Origin of the sequence: Haladaptatus pallidirubidus (genome assembly GCF_020700235.1) — an archaeon.
Lineage (GTDB): Archaea > Halobacteriota > Halobacteria > Halobacteriales > Haladaptataceae > Haladaptatus > Haladaptatus pallidirubidus.
Window position 1 is genome coordinate 3,485,335 of the sequence record NZ_CP085301.1, and the last position, 18,366, is coordinate 3,503,700.

Annotated in this window: 18 protein-coding genes and 1 tRNA gene; 16 read left to right on the forward strand and 3 right to left on the reverse strand. The window is 58.4% G+C overall.

The window, feature by feature from the left end; all coding sequences use genetic code 11:
* Positions 1-19 precede the first annotated feature (19 nt).
* The 5 genes from LIX15_RS18870 (at position 20) to LIX15_RS18890 (ending at position 5,624) form a co-directional block, all read left to right on the forward strand.
* On the forward strand, positions 20-1,567 hold the full coding sequence (locus LIX15_RS18870) for an ABC transporter ATP-binding protein (RefSeq protein ID WP_227775030.1): 1,548 nt from the start codon (positions 20-22) through the stop codon (positions 1,565-1,567).
* The gene (locus LIX15_RS18875) at positions 1,564-2,877 is read left to right on the forward strand and encodes an ABC transporter permease (RefSeq protein WP_227775032.1); all 1,314 of its coding nucleotides are present in this window, start codon (positions 1,564-1,566) and stop codon (positions 2,875-2,877) included. Before LIX15_RS18870 ends, LIX15_RS18875 begins: the two co-directional genes overlap by 4 nt.
* A complete protein-coding gene (locus LIX15_RS18880) occupies positions 2,870-3,922 on the forward strand; it encodes an ABC transporter permease (RefSeq protein WP_227775034.1) in 1,053 nt (350 codons plus the stop codon). Before LIX15_RS18875 ends, LIX15_RS18880 begins: the two co-directional genes overlap by 8 nt.
* Before the next feature lie 430 nt (positions 3,923-4,352).
* Entirely contained in the window at positions 4,353-4,742 is a 390-nt protein-coding gene (gene cdd / locus LIX15_RS18885; RefSeq protein WP_227775036.1) for a cytidine deaminase, read from the forward strand.
* Between the two features lie 63 nt (positions 4,743-4,805).
* Positions 4,806-5,624 carry a nucleoside phosphorylase gene (locus LIX15_RS18890; RefSeq protein ID WP_227775037.1) on the forward strand — a complete coding sequence of 273 codons (819 nt, stop codon included), beginning with the start codon at positions 4,806-4,808 and terminating at the stop codon, positions 5,622-5,624.
* Here the strand turns inward: LIX15_RS18890 and LIX15_RS18895 are convergent.
* A complete protein-coding gene (locus LIX15_RS18895; RefSeq protein WP_227775039.1) occupies positions 5,621-7,915 on the reverse strand; it encodes a DUF2298 domain-containing protein in 2,295 nt (764 codons plus the stop codon). The genes LIX15_RS18890 and LIX15_RS18895 overlap by 4 nt on opposite strands.
* Before the next feature lie 166 nt (positions 7,916-8,081).
* Between LIX15_RS18895 and LIX15_RS18900 the strand changes: the two genes are divergently transcribed.
* From LIX15_RS18900 to LIX15_RS18950, 11 genes are all read left to right on the forward strand, one after another.
* A tRNA-Met gene (locus LIX15_RS18900) sits at positions 8,082-8,156 on the forward strand.
* A 197-nt stretch (positions 8,157-8,353) separates the two neighbouring features.
* Entirely contained in the window at positions 8,354-9,037 is a 684-nt protein-coding gene (locus LIX15_RS18905) for a type 1 glutamine amidotransferase domain-containing protein (RefSeq protein ID WP_227775041.1), read from the forward strand.
* Between the two features lie 81 nt (positions 9,038-9,118).
* Complete coding sequence (locus LIX15_RS18910) at positions 9,119-9,391, forward strand: hypothetical protein (RefSeq protein ID WP_227775043.1); 273 nt, start codon at positions 9,119-9,121, stop codon at positions 9,389-9,391.
* Positions 9,392-9,532: 141 nt separating this feature from the next.
* On the forward strand, positions 9,533-11,578 hold the full coding sequence (locus LIX15_RS18915) for an ABC transporter substrate-binding protein (RefSeq protein WP_227775044.1): 2,046 nt from the start codon (positions 9,533-9,535) through the stop codon (positions 11,576-11,578).
* Between the two features lie 181 nt (positions 11,579-11,759).
* Positions 11,760-12,749 carry an ABC transporter permease gene (locus tag LIX15_RS18920; RefSeq protein WP_227775046.1) on the forward strand — a complete coding sequence of 330 codons (990 nt, stop codon included), beginning with the start codon at positions 11,760-11,762 and terminating at the stop codon, positions 12,747-12,749.
* Positions 12,750-13,706 carry an ABC transporter permease gene (locus LIX15_RS18925; RefSeq protein WP_227775048.1) on the forward strand — a complete coding sequence of 319 codons (957 nt, stop codon included), beginning with the start codon at positions 12,750-12,752 and terminating at the stop codon, positions 13,704-13,706.
* A 4-nt stretch (positions 13,707-13,710) separates the two neighbouring features.
* Positions 13,711-14,862, forward strand: coding sequence for an ABC transporter ATP-binding protein (locus LIX15_RS18930; protein ID WP_227775050.1), 1,152 nt, complete (start codon positions 13,711-13,713; stop codon positions 14,860-14,862).
* A complete protein-coding gene (locus LIX15_RS18935; RefSeq protein WP_227775051.1) occupies positions 14,832-16,196 on the forward strand; it encodes an ABC transporter ATP-binding protein in 1,365 nt (454 codons plus the stop codon). Before LIX15_RS18930 ends, LIX15_RS18935 begins: the two co-directional genes overlap by 31 nt.
* A gap of 83 nt (positions 16,197-16,279) precedes the next feature.
* On the forward strand, positions 16,280-16,759 hold the full coding sequence (locus LIX15_RS18940) for a hypothetical protein (RefSeq protein WP_227775053.1): 480 nt from the start codon (positions 16,280-16,282) through the stop codon (positions 16,757-16,759).
* Positions 16,756-17,211: a hypothetical protein gene (locus LIX15_RS18945; RefSeq protein ID WP_227775055.1), complete on the forward strand. Its 456-nt coding sequence runs from the start codon at positions 16,756-16,758 to the stop codon at positions 17,209-17,211. Before LIX15_RS18940 ends, LIX15_RS18945 begins: the two co-directional genes overlap by 4 nt.
* 32 nt (positions 17,212-17,243) lie before the next feature.
* Entirely contained in the window at positions 17,244-17,501 is a 258-nt protein-coding gene (locus LIX15_RS18950) for a hypothetical protein (protein WP_227775057.1), read from the forward strand.
* Positions 17,502-17,503: 2 nt separating this feature from the next.
* On the opposite strand, the gene LIX15_RS18955 is transcribed toward LIX15_RS18950, so the two are convergent.
* Both LIX15_RS18955 and LIX15_RS18960 read right to left on the reverse strand, forming a co-directional pair.
* Complete coding sequence (locus LIX15_RS18955) at positions 17,504-17,716, reverse strand: hypothetical protein (protein WP_227775058.1); 213 nt, start codon at positions 17,714-17,716, stop codon at positions 17,504-17,506.
* A 6-nt stretch (positions 17,717-17,722) separates the two neighbouring features.
* The gene (locus tag LIX15_RS18960; protein ID WP_227775060.1) at positions 17,723-18,250 is read right to left on the reverse strand and encodes a hypothetical protein; all 528 of its coding nucleotides are present in this window, start codon (positions 18,248-18,250) and stop codon (positions 17,723-17,725) included.
* Positions 18,251-18,366: the final 116 nt, after the last annotated feature.

Here is an 18,366-nt window from a genome sequence, read left to right on the forward strand (position 1 = left end):
GAATGGAAATCCAGATTCAATGAGCCGGGCGGTATATCTCGACGGCATTACGAAACGATTCCCGGGAGTCATCGCAAACGATGACGTTGACCTCGCCGTGGAATCGGGTTCCATCCACGCACTTTTAGGGGAGAACGGCGCCGGAAAGACGACGCTAATGAACGTCCTGTACGGCTTGTACGAGCCGACCGATGGACAGGTCATCATCGACGGCGAACCCCACGACTTTGATTCTCCGCGGGACGCTATCGAGGCCGGTATCGGCATGATTCACCAGCATTTCATGCTGGTCGATACCCTCACGATTGCGGAGAACATCGTTCTCGGAAACGAACCCCGAAAGTGGGGCGGACTGGCAATGGACAGAAACCGCGCCAAAAGCGAGGTGCGCGAACTGAGCAACCGGTACGGCTTCGACGTTGACCCGAACGCGCTCGTCGAAGACGTGAGCGTGGGCGTTCAACAGCGCGTCGAAATTCTAAAAGCGCTGTATCGCGGTGCGGACGTACTCATCCTCGACGAGCCGACCGCAGTACTCACGCCGCAGGAAATAGACGACCTTCTCTCCGTTCTCGACGAACTCACGACACAAGGAAAAAGCATCATCTTCATCACGCACAAACTCGGCGAGGCGATGGACGCCGCCGACCAGATAACCGTCCTGCGAGACGGGAAAAACGTCGGGTCGGTAGACACCGACAACACCTCGCGCGAGGAGCTCGCGGAACTGATGGTCGGACGTGAGGTGCTCCTCGAAACCGAGAAAACGGCGTCCGACCCCGGCGACACCGTCCTTTCCGTGACGGATCTCAAAGTGACCGACGAACGGGACGTGGTGCAGGTGGACGACATCGGGTTCGAGATTCGAGAAGGTGAGGTGTTCGGCGTCGCGGGCGTGGATGGAAACGGCCAGTCCGAAGTTATCGAGAGCATCACCGGCCTCGAATCGCCGGATGAGGGGCGAATCGAGTTTTTCGGAGACGATATTTCCGAAACGAACCGACGTGAACGAATCGACTCGGGAATGGCTTACATTCCCCAAGACCGCCACGAACAAGGGTTGGTGATGGAGTTCGACCTCGTGGAGAATGGCCTGCTCGGCAGTCAGCGAACACAACCGTTCTCGAACGACGGTCGAATCGACTGGAACCGAACGCGAACGCACGCGGAGGACATCATCGATGAGTACGACGTTCGTCCGCCGAACGCCGACGCGAGTGCGGAATCGCTGTCCGGCGGCAATCAGCAAAAGTTCATCGTCGGGCGGGAGTTCTCCCGCGACCCCTCACTTGTCGTCGCGGCCCATCCAACACGTGGCGTGGACGTTGGAAGCATCGAATTCATTCACGACCGACTGCTCGATTTGCGCGCCGAGGGGAAGGCGATCTTCCTCGTCTCTTCGAAACTCGACGAGGTTCAGCAGCTCTCCGACCGACTGGCAGTTATGTACGAAGGCGAAATTATGGACGTTGTCGACCCGAACCACGTGACCGAAGAGGAACTCGGCCTGCTAATGGCGGGCGAACGACCGGAAAGCGCCCCCAGCATCGGAGGTGAGGCGCAGTGAGTTCGTGGCGGGATCGAGCCGAGCAATCACTCGGGCGACTCGTCGAGGCCTCCGCAGCCGAACGTATTTTCATCAGTCTCGCCGCGCTTGCGATGTCGATTCTTGTCGGCGGCGTTGTTATCCTCGTGTCGGGGTTCGTCGCAACCTGTTCCGAACCCTTCCTCGCACAGCGGATGCTCATCACCATTCCAGGAAGCGGTGGCTGGGGCGTCGAACTACCCCTTCCGGGGTCATTCTGCTACGATCCGATACAGGTGTACAAATACCTCTTCATCGGCGCGTTCGCCAATCCACAGCAGTTCTCGCTGATTCCGTTCAACCCGGCAATCGACCAGTACAGCCTGGCGAGTACGCTCAGGGAGACGTCGATGCTCCTGTTTACCGGATTAGCCGTCGCAGTCGCGTTCCGTGCCGGAATGTTCAACATTGGAACGCAGGGACAGCTCGTTCTGGGTGCACTCGGATCTGTCCTTGCCGTCCTTTGGACCGCACCCTACGTTCCGACCGGAATCGTCGGCGGTATCATCCTGATTCCGCTCGGCTTGGTTTCCGGTGCGCTGGTCGGCGGTATCTACGGCGCGATTCCCGGCGCGATGAAAGCCTACGCGGACGCAAACGAGGTAATTACGACCATCATGCTGAACTTCATCGCGACGGGCATCGCCTTCGTTCTCGTCTCCGAGTACTTCCAAAAGCCTGGCAGCGGAAACGTCGAAACGCGCTCGATTCCCGAGTACGCGACACTCTCTCCGACAGTGTTCCCTCGCGGGTCGTCGTTCTCGATTCTCGTTCTGCTCGGTGCGCTCGTCCTTGCAATCGGTATCTACCTGCTGTTGCACCGAACCGCGTTCGGATACGACCTCCGAACGAGTGGCATCCAACCGAAGGCGGCAGAGTACGGCGGCGTGAACGCGAAGAAAACGATGGTCTCCAGCATGGCGCTATCGGGTGTCATCGGCGGCATCGGCGGTGCGGTTTACGTGCTGATGATTCTCGGTCGATGGCAAACAGGAGTGCCCTCTTTCGGATTCGACGGCATCACGGTGACGATTCTGGCCGGGAACAATCCGCTCGGCGTTCCGCTCGCCGCACTGCTCTTTGGGATGCTCAAAAGCGGCAGTCTCACCATCGACTTCGCGCTCGGTGTTCCGAAGCAACTCGTCGGCGTCCTCCGTGGTCTCATCATTCTGTTCGTCGCCATGCCGGAGTTCTTCCGCATGATCGGCAAACGCTGGGTGACACCCGAAAGGCAGGGTGCCGTGGCGACGGATGGCGGCACCCCGACCGAGGGGGGTGAGAGCGATGAATAGCCGCGTTCGAATCGCCGGGCTGTCGATAGGTTCGGCTATCGTCATCGGCCTTCTCGGATTCCTCTTCCCGGGGAGTGCGCTGGGCCGACTCGTCGGCACTATCGATGGGAGCTACGCCAGTGCGGCGCTCCGATATACGGTTCCAATCGCCTTTGCCGCGCTCGGCGGAATCTTTGCCGAGAAGAGCGGGGTCATCAACATTGGATTGGAAGGGCTGCTCATCATCGCGGCGTTTACCGGTATCGCGGTTGCGGACACGATGGCAGGTGCGGCCGGTGCGACACAGACGACGCTCTGGCTCGGTTTCTTCGCCGCAGTGCTGGCGAGTACGCTCTTCGCGCTGCTGTTCGCCGTCGTCTGCATCGAGTTCAAGGCCGACCAAATCATCGCCGGACTTGCGGTGTGGCTCATCGCGCTCGGACTCGCACCGTTCGGTAGTAAAATCATCTGGGGCCGCGTCAACAGTCCGAGCGTCGGCACGCTAAGCAACTGGCAGATTCCGCTCCTTGCGGACATACCAGTCGTCGGGGCGATACTCTTCGACGCCAACCCGACGGTGTACATGCTCCTCGCGGCGGTTCCGCTCTCGTGGTTCGTGCTAAACGAAACTGCGTTCGGCAGGTGGGTGAAGGCCAGCGGAGAGAACCCGATGGCACTCGACACGGTCGGCGTGGATGTGCGGCGCGTTCGCTACGCGAGCGTCCTCCTCTCGGGCGTGCTAGCCGGAATCGGCGGCGCAGGGCTGTCGCTCGGACAGGCCGGACTGTTCAACGGAAGCGGCACCACGATGGTCGATGGCCGTGGCTGGATTGGCATCACGGCGTTCCTGTTCGGGAACTACAACCCGCTTGGTGCCTTCGGTGCGTCGTTCCTCTTTGCGAGCCTCGACGCGCTTCAAATTCGGCTCCAGCAGGTCGGCTTCCAACTGCCGAACGAACTCATCGGCATCATCCCGTACGTGACGGTTATCGTCGTGCTGGCGTTCGTCGGTCGAACCCGAATCCCGGATGCGGCCGGCGAACACTACGAATCCGGCGAAGAGTAGGGCGGTGGACGGTCTGAGGGAGGGGTGGTTTTTCGCTTCGGTTTCGTTTCTCGTCGAAACACAGCGATTTTGTTTCCGTATTGCTATAAAAACGTTCGCGGGCAAGGAAGATTGTAGATTTCGAAGTCGAATTGGAATCGGCAACCGGGGTAGAAAGGAGGATAACCACCGAGCAGTTAGCAAATCACGACCCCAAACACCGCCACCGCACCTCGTCCTCCCCAACCGACTCCTTCACTCTGTTCAGTCGTCCACCGTCAGAGATCAGCTCTGACGTGCCATTCGTTCGCTTCTTTGTCGCTCACGAAGACCTCGTGCGGGCGCACCTCTGGTGCGCCTTCGCGCGCCGGAAGGAAACCGAAATCAAATGTTCTGGGTTGTGAGTTTACCTTCGGATTTTATTTGAACCGTCGTCACACACTACTCCAGCATGGACGAACTCGTCGAGCAGGCACGCGAGGTACAGGAACAGGCGCATGTTCCGTACTCGGACTATCCCGTCGGTGCGGCGCTCAGAACCGTAGACGGAACCGTCTTCGTCGGCTGTAACATCGAGAACGCGAACTACAGTAACTCGCTCCACGCGGAGGAAGTCGCAATCGCCGAGGCGATAAAACAGGGTCACCGGGAGTTCGAACGACTGGCCGTGAGTTCCGCGCGACGGGACGGCGTTACTCCGTGCGGAATGTGTCGCCAGACGCTTGCGGAGTTCTGCGACGAGGCGCTGGAAGTGGTCTGTGATGAGGGTGACGGCGAGGCAACTACGTACACACTCGGCGAACTACTCCCGAACACGATTACCGAGGAGATGCTGGAATAATACCGCAACACACAGCGAAGCCACGACGAAGCACCTATTTTTCCGGCGACGAACCCACATGACATGGATGACAGCGAAGATCCGAACGCGGACGTCCAGTATCACATCGAAGTCGGAGAGGGCGACGTTGCCGACGCGGTGCTCCTCCCCGGAAATCCGGAGCGCGTGGATACGATAACGCAGTTCTGGGATTCCGCCGACGAAGTCGCCTATCACCGCGAATACCGAACCGCGACGGGAACCTACGAGGACGCGCCAATCAGCGTCACTTCGACCGGAATCGGCAGTCCGTCCGCCGCAATCGCGGTGGAGGAACTGGCGCGAATCGGTGCGGACACGTTCATCCGCGTCGGGTCGTGCGGTGCGATTCAACCCGAGATGAACGTCGGCGACCTCGTCATCACGACCGGCGGGGTTCGACAGGAAGGTACGAGCGACGAGTACGTCCGTGAGGAGTACCCGGCAGTCGCGGATTACGAGGTCGTTTCGGCCCTCGTCGCCGCCGCGGAACGACTCGGCTACGACTACCACACCGGAATCACCATGAGCGCGGATAGCTTCTACGCGGGACAGGGCCGCCCCGGGTTCGAGGGCTTCAGTGCGGAGGGCGGCGACGAGTTGGTCTCCCACCTGAAAAACGCGAACGTCAAAAACATCGAGATGGAGGCGAGCGCGATTCTGACGATTGCGAACATCTACGGCCTCCGCGCGGGTGCGGTTTGTTCGGTGTACGCCAACCGCGAAACGGGCGAGTTCCGAACCGAGGGCGAATCCCGCGCCGCGGAGACGGCCACCCTCGCAGTGAAACTACTCGCGCAGATGGACGAACAGAAGGCGGCGGCCGGTGTCGACCGCTGGCATCCGGGGCTGTCGCTGGATTAATCGGGACTGATCGTTTCCTCGTCGATGACCGTCTGATTCACCTCGTAAATCGACACCGACCCGGAGTGATGTACCTGCTCAATTCCAGGGAAGGTTCCGAACGCCGTTCTGCCGTACTGCTGTCGCTCGCGCGGACCGTAGTAGATGTATTTGACGTCGTATTTATCGAGCGTGTTGGCGCGCGTAGACCACTCCGTGCTCGATCTGAAAATCAGTTCCACGTCGCGTTGTCGCTCCGCGTAGGCCGGTTGCCCGCGATAGATTCGCTCCTGATACCAGCCGAGAACGGTCGGAACGCCGGTGAGCGACGACGCCGGACTTCCCCACTGGTAGGGCTGTCCCTGCGCGGAAACGATGTGCGGTCGACCCTCTCTTTCGTTTAGCCATTCGATTGCACCGGCCTCGTCTCCGTGCGTCGTCCAGATGAACGCCATTCCGTCGAGCGACGGGTCGTCCGCGCGATGAACCGGTTTCTCCGACCCGACGTGTTCGCCGAGAGCAAACGCGCCGTAGACGGACGTCGAGAGCACGAGGAGACAGACGAAAACGACCATTCCGGCCCGGCGAGAAATCGGCGGAGGGGGCGTTTCCGCCGATTTGAGCCTCGTTTTTGCAGTGTATCCAGGTACGGAATCCGTCGCGAGTCGGGCCAACACGACCCCGACGCCGACGGCCCAGAACACCCAGACCTGCATGTAAACCTTGAATACGGTGTTGAACCGGCCAGCAATCGCGTTGTCCTGCACGTAGACGAACTCGACGAGGAGGACGAGGCCCGCGCCCGCGACCAGCAAAACCGTCTCGAAGCCGAGGTTTGAGTCCCGACGGAGGAGAAGCCATCCCGCCACGAGAAGCGGGGCGACCAGCACCACCGCCGCAAAGCCGCTCTGCCAGCCGAACAACAGGAGGAGTCCGCCGAGGATGCCGAGTCCTACTGCGTCGTTTTCGGGCCATTCGATGTGGCTTCCGAGATAAAGTGCGAACGCGAGGAGAAACGCGCCGTGAACGACGAGCAGTTCCACGAAGCTACTCCTGTCGGGGAAAAAGCCGATGCTCCTGGTGCTGGCCGACCCGAGCAGGATGTTCACTACGAACGGCCCGGCCCAGATAAACGCCAGCGCGCCGACAACAATGGTAATCGCCAGTGAAACACCCGTTCTGTCGAATTCGTCTGCGAGTGTGAATCGATTCTCGGACAGTCGCGTAACGCCGGGGACGAGCGTCGCTGGATGTTCCTCGGCGAAGGTGAGCGAGAGCCAAACGATGCCGAGTGCGGTCGGGAAACTCCAGAAGCTAATCGTGCCGAGAAACGCGACGACCGGCGGAAGTACGCCGAAGACGAGCAGTTGTCGCCACCGAGTTTCCGTGTGGGAGCGATATATCGCGTAGCCGAGCGCGGTGACGAACAGTAAAAACGGCTGTCCCATCATGTGAGCGTGCAGGTCGCCGTTGATGTACGCGAAGAGGGGGAACTCGTTTATGGCGCCGACCATCACGCGGCTGGCTTCCCAGTACCAGAACTCCATCGGTTCGAGTGGAAAGTCCGTCGGTCGCATCTCCAACGGAGTTGCGATGGTTTTGACCAACACCCTCGGAAACGCGTTTGCGAGCAAGCGAAGAGGAGTGAAGACGTTGCCAGCGAAGCCGACGAAAAATCCGGCGAGAAGGCCGGCGAGACGTGACGACGTTCTGTAACGGTCGGCCACCGCCCGCGCCAGTCCGTAGGCCGTGCTGACGAGCATTCCGTAGAATCCGGCGAGCGCGAGATTGTAGCTGAACTTCGGTGCGGTCCCCGTGAGTTTCGTCAAAATCGCGGCGACGAGGTGACCGCCGTAGTAGTAGCGAACCGGTTCGCCCGCGAACCACATGTCCTCGGGCGGGAGTTCGGGAGCGCGCATGAGCGATTTCAGCAGCCCGAAATCGAGGAACTTCTCGCCGCCGGTCGCCACGATTCCGGGGTCGACGGCCCGGACGAGGACGAGGAATCCGAATGCGGCGGTAAACACGGCCATCGCTTCGGCGTACCCGCGGAGGTCGATTTCGGGGGTATGCCTCGTGAGAAGTGCAGAAGGAATGACGAGAGCGAGAACTGCGACGGCGACGACGGTAGTGTCGAACGCGAACTGCCCGAGCCAGTACGTGATGAGAGTAAGTATCGTCAGCGAAACCGGCAGTGCGAACGTCGCTCCTCGGTCGGGAAATCGGGAAAATAGCGCGGCGGCAACTGGAAGGCCGCCAAGCGCGAGGGCATAGTAGACGGCCAGCCAGAGACCAATAAGCGCGAACTCCATCTCTGCCTTTGTGCGTGTGCCAGAACGATATACGTCTTGGGGTCGTTGTGTCTCGAAATCATGAATCGAATCGTATATTTTCAATTGGGCAGTAAAATTGCGGTACAAAACCGCATACGGCTAGTGAATCACAACCCTTAACTACCGGACGGCATTACGATGATACAGCGGGATGGGATAGCCAGGAGATTCCGGCGGGCTCATAACCCGCAGATCGGTAGTTCAAATCTACCTCCCGCTATTTTTGAAAAATTAACTCCGGTGAGGGTTGTTTCCGCAATTTTCACGGTATTCGAATCTCTCGTCCGCTACTTCGGAACGTTCTGCTTTCGACGTTTTCGGTCGGAAGGCTATGAACGTTCGAAGACCAGCAGAGGAGAGCAAGCAGGTGCTTCCGGGGCCATCCGGTTTATTGATACGGACGCGTTAGTTCGGCCCATGACATCCGTCCTGTTCGTAGTCAGCGAAGAAGGATACTGGGGCGAAGAATGCATCGATCCGCTTCAGACACTTTCGGATGCGGGCGCCGACATAACCGTTGCGACGCCGAGCGGTTCGAAACCGGTCGTGGACGAGCGCTCCATCGACCCCGAGAACGTCGGCGAGGAAACGGCGAACCGAGTCCGCGAGGCACAGGAGAGCGACCAACGACTGCAAAATCCGATGCCCATCGCGAATGCGGACAGCGATATGTACGATGCGGTGGTGTTCCCCGGCGGTCACGGAACGGAGTGGGACGTAAATCAGGACAGACACGCGCGTCGGTTGCTTCGGAACGTCGTTGAGGGCGAAGACGGAAAAGCGCTCGTCGTCTGTCACGCGGTCGGACTGCTGGCGTTCACCCGAAACAGAGACGGAAAGTTCCTCGTCGCAGGATGCGACGTGACCGGTTTCCCGAACGAGTGGGAGGACGGAATCGTCGACGACCACGACCGCATGCCGGATGGCCGAAAGCTCCCCTACTGGGTCGAAGACGAAGTGAAGGCGGCAGGCGGTAACTGGGATGCTGAACTCGATTCGGACACCAGCGTCCGGATAGACGGTGATTTGCTCACCGCACGCGGCCCGGAGTCGTCGCACGCGGCGGCGACCACGCTTCTCGAAGTGCTCGGCGTCAAGTGACTCGATAGACGATTCTCGAACGACTGAACGGTCAGCAGAAAACGGACGATTTATACCAGTTTCGTTCCCAGTAGCAACGGAATGTTGGGAACGCGCGGCGTCGTGGGGGTTATGGCGGGAGTTACGATGGTCGTCGCCATCGCCGCTTTTCGCTCCGGACGGAAGCCGCTAGGACTCTGGCTGTTGACCGCCGGGTTTTTCATCGCGAGCATCTGGTCGGCGTTGAGCGTCTACTGGACCCAGGAGAACACGGGGGTGCTCTCATCGGAGTCCCATCTCATGCTGGGAACGACCGCGGTCGCCGGAACGATATACTACTGGATGTTAGCCAGAGAAGCTGCTAGTGAACAGTAATGATAATTTATCATACCTCACCCATTTCCATTATAAATCTCTGAGACTGGTTTAGATCCGCTTTCATCTGTTATAATGCTCTCAAAACTAAAAGATTTCAGCAATCAGTAGTTTTAAATACATCTTCTACAAGTCTTTGGTATGCCACGGCGACGCAACCGAAGTGGTACAGACGAAAGCCGACGGAACTTCCTAAAGGTGAGTGGGGCTGGTGCTGTTGCTCTCTCCCTTGCTGGCTGTTCTGGTAATAACGACGACCCGGAGGGCACCGGTACGAGCGGTGACGACGGAACGACCGAAGGCGTGAACACCGTCAACGTCGACCCGGAAAATATCACACCGGGTGGAACGCTCCGCTACGGTCTGCCTGAAGCTCCCGACAGTCCGAGTATCATACTGGCCAGCAGTGTGTATTCTGCGGTCGGACTCAGCCCGGTCTACAACTATGGTGTCTCCCAAGACCCCGTAACGTTCGAGGTCAAACCCAGTGTTTTCACCGACTGGGAACTGCAAAACGGGGACAGCGAAAAGCCGGACATCTACTTTAACGCGCGCTCGGACGGGTTGGAGTGGAACGACGGTGAGTCGTTCAAGACGGAAGACATCCTGTTTTCCTACCAGTTCATGCTCGACAACGAACCGGGCGAGTTCTCGGTTTGGAACGATTACGAGAAAATCGAGGAAGCGAGCAACGACTGGGACTTCCACATCAAGCTGTCCCGACAGGTCGGTGTGTGGGATTCGAAGGTTCTCGGCTACGTTCCGATGCTTCCCAAACACAAGTGGGAGGATGTCGATTACCAGAACTACAACCCGATGGACGAAAATGAGGAGGGGCCGGTCGGGACCGGACCGGGTAAGCTCGTCCAGTACAACCCGGACACGTCGATGCAAGTTAAGTTCCGACGCGATTACATCGAGAACACGTACGCGCTCAACGACCTCGACTGGATAAAAGAGCACCAATCGCTTCTCCACGGCGGCCCGTTCCTCGACGGCGTGAACTTCAAGGTGTACGGCGGCATCGCACCCATGACACAGGCGTTCATGAACGGCGACATCGACACCCACTACGGAACCCTCGACGTTTCGAGCATTCCGAAGGCGCAAAACCAAGACGGTCTCGGTCTCGTTAAGGGATTCGACAGCGGTTTCGCTTACTACGGTTTCAACCTCCGACGCCAACCGCTCGACGACGTGGCGTTCCGCCAGGCGATGGCGTTCATGTGGGACGAACAGTTCTGGGTCAAATCCCTCAAAGGCGACTTCGTTATCAAGGGCGACTACGCACAGTCCCCCGGTTACAAGGGCGTCCGACCCGAGACGGTCTTCGGCGGCGAACTGCTGACCGCTCCGGAGACAGAAGCGTTCAACTTCCGCGGTGTGGAAGGACAAGGAAAGAAACCCGACGTGGAAGGGGTTCGAAAGTTCCTTACCGACGGCCAGGTCATCAGCAAGTCCGGCACGTACGCGGGTCAGGAGTTCCCCGGCACGTTCTCGGGTGTCGAAGCCAGCCAGTCGGAAGCCAAGTACAACTACACGTTCGAATCCGTTCAATCGCAGGCGCTCAAGGACGCGGACGTCGAAGTGGACAAGGAGATTCGAATCGACGGTCAAACCGTTCCGGAGATGATGGACGGCGACGCGATTACCATCTTTATCGACCCGCCGAGCGAGCAGCCGGATGAAGCGGAAGCCATCCAGCAGTGGGCGGGCAATCTCCACCGAATCGGCATCCCGGTTCGCACCGAACCGATTGCGTTCAACACGATGTCCGGCAAGGTGTACAACGAGGAAGACTTCGACGTCTACCCGATGGGCTGGGGCGGAACCAGTGCGTACGGTATCTCGCTCCACTCGTTCTTCCACTCCGAGAACGCGGGCGACGACACGGAACAGTTCGCTTACAATTCCACGGGATACGGTGTCGGCGACAGCGGTGCCGACGACCTCCTTTCGGACGCGTACAGCGAAACCGACCCCGAAGAGCGTGCAAAGAAGTTCGCACGAGCGATGGAGAAAATCTACCTCGACATGCCGTACATGCTTCGTGACTACGAGAAGTATCGCTGGCCGATGAACACGGCTAAATTCGGCGGCTTCGTCGAGAACATCGTCGACCCCGCCTACGCGAACTGGAGCACCGAGTACGGTAACATGTTCCTCAACGACAACTTGAAAGAGTAATAACAGGGTCTACGACCCTCGTTGCCGGTTTTTCACCGATCAGTTGGGGGTTAGGTTGAATTTAGTACGTAGCCAGTACGAGAATCACTATATTGATAATGAATGTGTACCATGCATGGCATGGATACACAATAGTAAGCGATATGGTAAACAGCATACCGAAATTAATAGTTAGCAAACAATGAGTAGGATTAGCACACGCTATCTCGCAAAGCGCCTCGTAGTCTCCTACCTGACTCTGCTCGTGATTATGACGATTCTATTCGTTCTCGTCCGGAGCATGCCGGGGTCGTTTATCACGAACATGATCACACCGGAGATGCACCCGTCGCAGGTCGAACGTCTCCGCGAGATTTGGGGACTCAACGAGCCGCTGTGGAAACAGTACACGAACTTCATGGTAAATTACCAGACGGGAGAGTTCGGGCGCTCCCCGATGCATAAAGAACCAGTTTGGGATGTCATCATTCGCCGACTGCCACGCACCCTCATTCTATTCGGTGCAGGGTTCGTCGTCGCGTACACCGTCGGTCCGCTCGTCGGCATGTATCTGGGATGGTGGCGCGGTACGAGTAAGGATAAAATTATCTACACGTCCGGCCTGACGATGTACTCCATGCCCGCGTTCTGGATTGCATGGCTGTTCATCTGGCTGTTCCACTTCGAACTCGGATGGCTGAAAAGCACGTACATGGTCGACCAGTTCGGGGTGGCCGATTGGACGCCGTGGCTAGCGATGACGAACATCTTACATCATATCGCGTTACCGCTGTTTAGTATCGCGTTCGTGGGGTGGGTCGGAGCCATGCTCGTCATGCGCCCGTCGATGAACAACGTCACGGGGGAGGACTATGTCTTTCTCGCGAGAGCCAAAGGCCTCAGCGAGCGCACCGTGATGATGAAGCATGCGGCCCGCAACGCGCTGATTCCAGTCGCAACGCAGGCAATCGTCGGATTGGCGTTCCTCATCGACGGGAGCGTCCTCATCGAGAGCGTGTTCAGTTGGCCCGGCATCGGGAAACTGCTGGTCGGTGCGGTGTTAGAACAGGACTATCCGGTCACGCAGGCCGCGTTCTTCATCCTCGCAGTCCTCATCATCGTCATGCGATTGGTGACCGACATCGCCTACACGTATCTCGACCCGCGAATCAAGTTCGGGGAGAATTCATAAATGTCAACACAGTCTGAAAACGCGTCAGCGGTCAGTTCGGTCAAGGAACGGTGGGAGCCGCGTATCGAGCGTTTCAAGCGGGGATGGAGCCGATACACACAGCACAAGATGGGCGTTCTCGGAATGCTCATCTTGGTGATGTACATCCTGTGGGCGCTCTTCCCGTCGGTGTTCGCGCCGCACAGTTTGGAGTGGCGAGCGTTCATCGGAAACGACCAGTACGCGTACCTAACACCCCAGATGAGACAGCAACTGCCACACCCGCCGGCGTTCGGCGACCCGTTCTTCGCACCGCTCGGAACGAATAAATCCGGGGAAGGTGTTCTAACGCTGCTCGTCTACTCGGCAAAGAACGCACTCTACATCGGCTTCGCCGCCGGAATCCTGTCGAGTTTGGTGGGCGTTCCGCTTGGCCTCATCAGCGGTTTCTACGGTGACACGTGGATTGACGAGACTATCCAACGTATCGTCGACGTGATGTACGGGATGCCGTTCCTCCCGTTCCTCATCGTCCTCGTTGCGATTCGGGGAATCACGACGACGAACATCATCCTCGGCATTGCGATTACGTCGTGGCTCAACAACTGCATCCTGATACGCGGGGAGACGCTTTCGCTCAAGGAACGAGCGTACGTCGAGTCAGCACGAGTCGCTGGTGCTAGCGACACCCGAATCGTCTTCCGGCACATCCTGCCGAACGTTCTCCCGCTCGCGTTCGTGTTTCTGGCACAGGACGCCGCGGTGGCGATTCTCGCACAGGCATCGCTCGCGTACCTCGGTCTGGCGGATTTCACGGCCAACTCGTGGGGAATGATGATCGAGAACGTGAAATCGCACAATCACATATACGACGCGCCGTGGTGGCTGATTCCGCCCGGACTAGCAATCACGTCCATCGCCGCGGCGTTCTACTTCATCGGATTCTCGGTGGAGGACGTTGCCAACCCACAGGAGTAATGATATGTCACTACTAGAAGTAAACGACCTTCGTGTTCGCTACGACGCCGGAGACAAGCAGGTTCACGCCGTCGATGGTGTCACGTTCAACGTCAACCACGGCGAAACCTACGGTCTCGTCGGTGAATCGGGGTGTGGAAAAACAACGTTAGCCAAGTCGCTCATCCACCTGCTCGACTCGAACGGATACGTCGAGAGTGGTGAAATCTGGTTCGACGGAACCCTTCCCGAATGGGAAGACGAAAACGGAAACGCGCGACAGGAGATAATCAACGACGACCGATACCCGGTCAGAGCGGACGGGAAAACCGACCTCGCAAAACTGGACAACCAACAGATTCGAGACGTTCGATGGCGGGACATCGCGCTTATTCCACAGAGTGCGATGAACGCGCTCAACCCGGTGTACAAAGTCGGTGACCAGATTACGGAAGCAATACTGCGTCACGAACCGGGAACATCCGTGGAGGAAGCGGACGCACGCGCCCGCGACCTCATCGAACGCGTCGGTATCGAACCCGACCGCGCGGACGATTACGCTCACCAGTTCAGTGGCGGAATGAAACAGCGCGCCGTCATCGCAATGGCGATGGCGTGCAATCCGGATTTGCTCATCGCGGACGAACCGACGACGGCGCTCGACGTTATCATTCAAGACCGTATCCTCGAAGAGCTCGAAGCGCTCCAAGAGGAGTTCAACGTCGCAATCCTCGTCGTGAGCCACGACGTCAGCGTCATGGCCGAAATCTGCGACAAACTCGCGGTGATGTACGGCGGGAAGATGATGGAGAGCGGTCCGATGGGAGAAGTTCTCAACAACGCCGCAAACCCGTACACGCTCGGGTTGAAAAACTCGTTCCCAACGGTCGAAGAAGCACAGCAGGAACTCATCTCGATACCGGGATCGCCGCCGACGCTGCTCGACCCGAACGATGGCTGTCGGTTCGCACCGCGCTGTCCGTTCGTCGTGGACGAATGTCACTCGGCACACCCACCGGGATACGACGTCGAAAAGGCGGGAGGGGGACGGCGAACGGAAGCGATTTCTCCCGATGTGCACCGGTCGGCTTGCTATCGAATTGACGAACTCGAAACGATGCGCACTGAAGCGAAAAAGGAGAAAACATGGCATCAGAACACGACGCAGACCCACTAGTAGAAATCGAGAACGTCTCGAAGTTGTTCGACCTGTCGCAGGGTGTCGTCGACCGACTACTCGGGAAGGAACCACAGCCAGTTCGTGCAGTCCAGAACGTCGACCTCACCATCAACCGCGGCGACATCATGGGTATCGCTGGCGAATCCGGCTGTGGAAAGACTACGCTCGGAAAACTGCTGGTGAAACTCTACGACCCGACGGAGGGGACGATTCGCTTCGACGGCAGGGACGTAACCAAACTCTCGCGCGAGGACGAACGGGTGTTCCGTCAGCGCGTCCAGATGATATTCCAAGACCCGTTCGAGAGCCTGAATCCGCGGATGACGGTCTTCCAATCCGTCGTCGAGCCGTTGAAGATAAACGACATCGGAGACGGATACCGAGACCGAAAGGAGCAGGTCGTCGAGGTGCTAAACGACGTGGGACTCTCGCCCGCCGAGGCGTATTTGAACGAGTTTCCGAAGGAACTCTCGGGCGGAGAGCGCCAGCGTGTTGCGATTGCGCGCGCGCTGGTCGTCAATCCGGATTTCGTCGTCTGCGATGAACCTGTGTCGATGCTCGACGTGTCGATTCGAGCGGGCGTGCTGAATCTGATGAAAGAATTACAGGACGAGTACGGGCTGACCTATCTGTTCATCAGCCACGACCTCTCCCTTATCCGATACATGTGCGACCGAACGGCAATCATGTACCTCGGAGACATCATCGAGCAGGGATCGACGAGCGACGTGGTGACGAAATCGAAACACCCCTACACGGAGGCGTTGTTCGACGCGGTGCCGGAAATCGAACCCGACGCGGAACGACACCGGGCGAATGTCACCGGCGAGGTTCCGGATCCGCGAAACCCGCCGAGTGGCTGTCGATTCCACCCGCGATGCGCGAAGATCATTCCGCCGGAGGACTGGACGGGGAGTCAAGATGCGTTCCGACGAGCGTTCCAGTTCAAGCGCCGCGCGGCGATGGATGACCTCGAAGTCGAAGAGATCGACGCCAACGAACAACGGTCGGCGGTTGACCAACTGCTCGCATCCGGGCTCACGTTGGAACTCCCCGAGGAACACCGTCACGAAGCCGAGAGCAAGGGTACAGTCGATGTGAATGCACTCGATATGCCTCGACGAGCCGAGAACGCACTCCGGTCTGCCGCCCGTGATCTCATCGAGGGGAACGAAGAAGACGCCATGGAGCAACTCAATAGGGAGTTCCAAACGGTGTGCGAACAGCGCCATCCGGAACTCCGGCAGTCGGGAGACCAAATTGCAGCCTGTCATTTGTTCGAATCCTCGGCTTCGAACCCGGAAGCGGTCGCACCGGACGCGTCCGACTGAGCGTCATCGACACGGCCATTTTACTTTCTGCTACCGAGGGAAACTCTTACAGTACTGATACGCATAACTATAATCACATCTTTATGTCGAATTTACGTACTCGCTTTGCCTCCCGGCCGAAACAACCGCTTCTCGTCGGTGCAGTCGTCGTCACGGCGTGGTTGTTCGTTCCGACCATGCAGGGCCACCTCGCAACGATGAACAGTGGGAGCGTCGATGTGGCGGCGACGGAGTACACCGTTTCGGACGACGGCGAACACCTGTCCACGACGCTCCAGATACGCAATCCAACGAGACGAGACATCGTCTTTTCCAGCGGCATACTCCACGCACACGATGGAGACGTGCAGTTAACGGACGGAACGACAACCTCGCTCGACGGAGTCCGTATTCCTGCCGGCGAAACGGTCGAGACGACGATACACATCGACTTGAATTCGGAGCAGTCGTCCGAGGCGAAGACCGCAATCGAATCAGAGTCAGTGACGCTCTCGGGAACGATTCGAGGCGAAATCGGAGAAAAGGGCGTTTCGATACCAGTTACAACCGGGGAAGGTCAATGACCGAGACGGCGAACGAATGGGCGTCTGATAGCGCCCAAGGCAATCAACAACGTCGATACTGGCTGTCGATACTCTCAAAAGGTCTCGTAACCGGCGTAATGGGGGGAATCGGCGCGTTTACGTACAACATGTCCGAGCTGATGGTTGCGTCTATAGACCCACAACTGGTTCTAGGTATCACCGCGCTCGCGGGGGTGTACGCACACCTGCTCGCGAACGGTCTCCGAGAGAGCATTCGCGTCGGACTCGTCGGCTTCTTTACCGGGGGCTTTACGCTGGTCGGCGTGTGGCTCGCCCCGCTGTGGATTCTACCGTACACCGCTGGCGCACGCGACATACTGCTTCCGAAGGTGGCCGGAACCGCGGTCACCGCCGCGATTATCGTCTACTCGGCGGTGTTCCTCGGCGCGTATCTCTCGGCGCTGACTATCGACGCATACGCCTCAACGTAAGGGTTTTGTTCTGTGCGTTTGTAGACGCGTCTGTGTCGAAAGACGTTCCCACGCGCGAACGCTCGGTTCGCGAACGTGGCACATTCGCAAATCACGGCGACGATCCGACGCTGGCAAGTTATCTCTCGTCGCTTTTCTTACTACTTTCGGTGCCGTCGTTCATCTTGTTGGCATACGGCGGCTACTGGTACGGCCTGTACGAGTACGGGACGATACTCTCCGTGTTCGGCGGCCTTCTCGTCGGGTCGATTGCGCTCACGTTCACCGTCATGCACGTCGTAACTCGATAGCGTCAGAAGCCGCTGTTTCGCAGGGACAGATAGAACAGGACTCCCATCGCCGCAACGAGGAGTCCTAGCTCCAATCGAGTGGGCGATTGCCCGCCGGAGATGAAAAACAGTAGCAGGCTCGATATGCTAAGCAGTACCGCAAGGGAGAAGAGCAGTATCGTTAGATTCGTCTCGTCGGTCAACCAGTAGAAAACCAAGTCTCCGATATTATCCATGGTGGCCTAAAAGAGCATATCTTCGTAGACACACTCGACCGGTTCGAGGACGAGTTGAAGCGCGAGCGTGTATGTCGTGAGTGCGAGTTTCGAATCGGCGGTGAACTCCGTCGCCTCGTCGCGCCATTCGGCGACGCTGGCGGCGAACCTGACGTGGGAATCGTGAACCGTCATGAGCCATTTCGTTGGGAGTTCGTCGTGATTCCCCTTATATGTCACCCGAAAGAGGTACTTAAACGTCGCATCGGTTCGACCGCTAATATCTTCTCCTGCCTGTAGTTCGGGGAACTGCGGTGTTCCGAACAACTGTGTGAGCCGATAGTACGGGATGCCGATGTTGTCGGTTCGCGACGCGTCACGGTCGCCGCTGATGTACGCGACGACGTTCAGGTCGTCGCGTTGGCGAACGTTATCCTCGACCAACAATTCGCCGTCCGCTCTCCGGGCCTCGATTTCCGTCTGAGGAATTGGCTCGACGACGACGTCTTGAAGCTCGCTGAAATCCGGTGCGTCGGGGTGGTTTCGGATGTCCATAGCTTAGTAAGCGAAGTAGTTGAATCCACGCCAGCCAGCGTAGCCGAGGCCGATGAAGGCGACGCCGGTAGCGAGAACGATGAGCGATTCACCCGTACTCATCGTACTCTCCATCT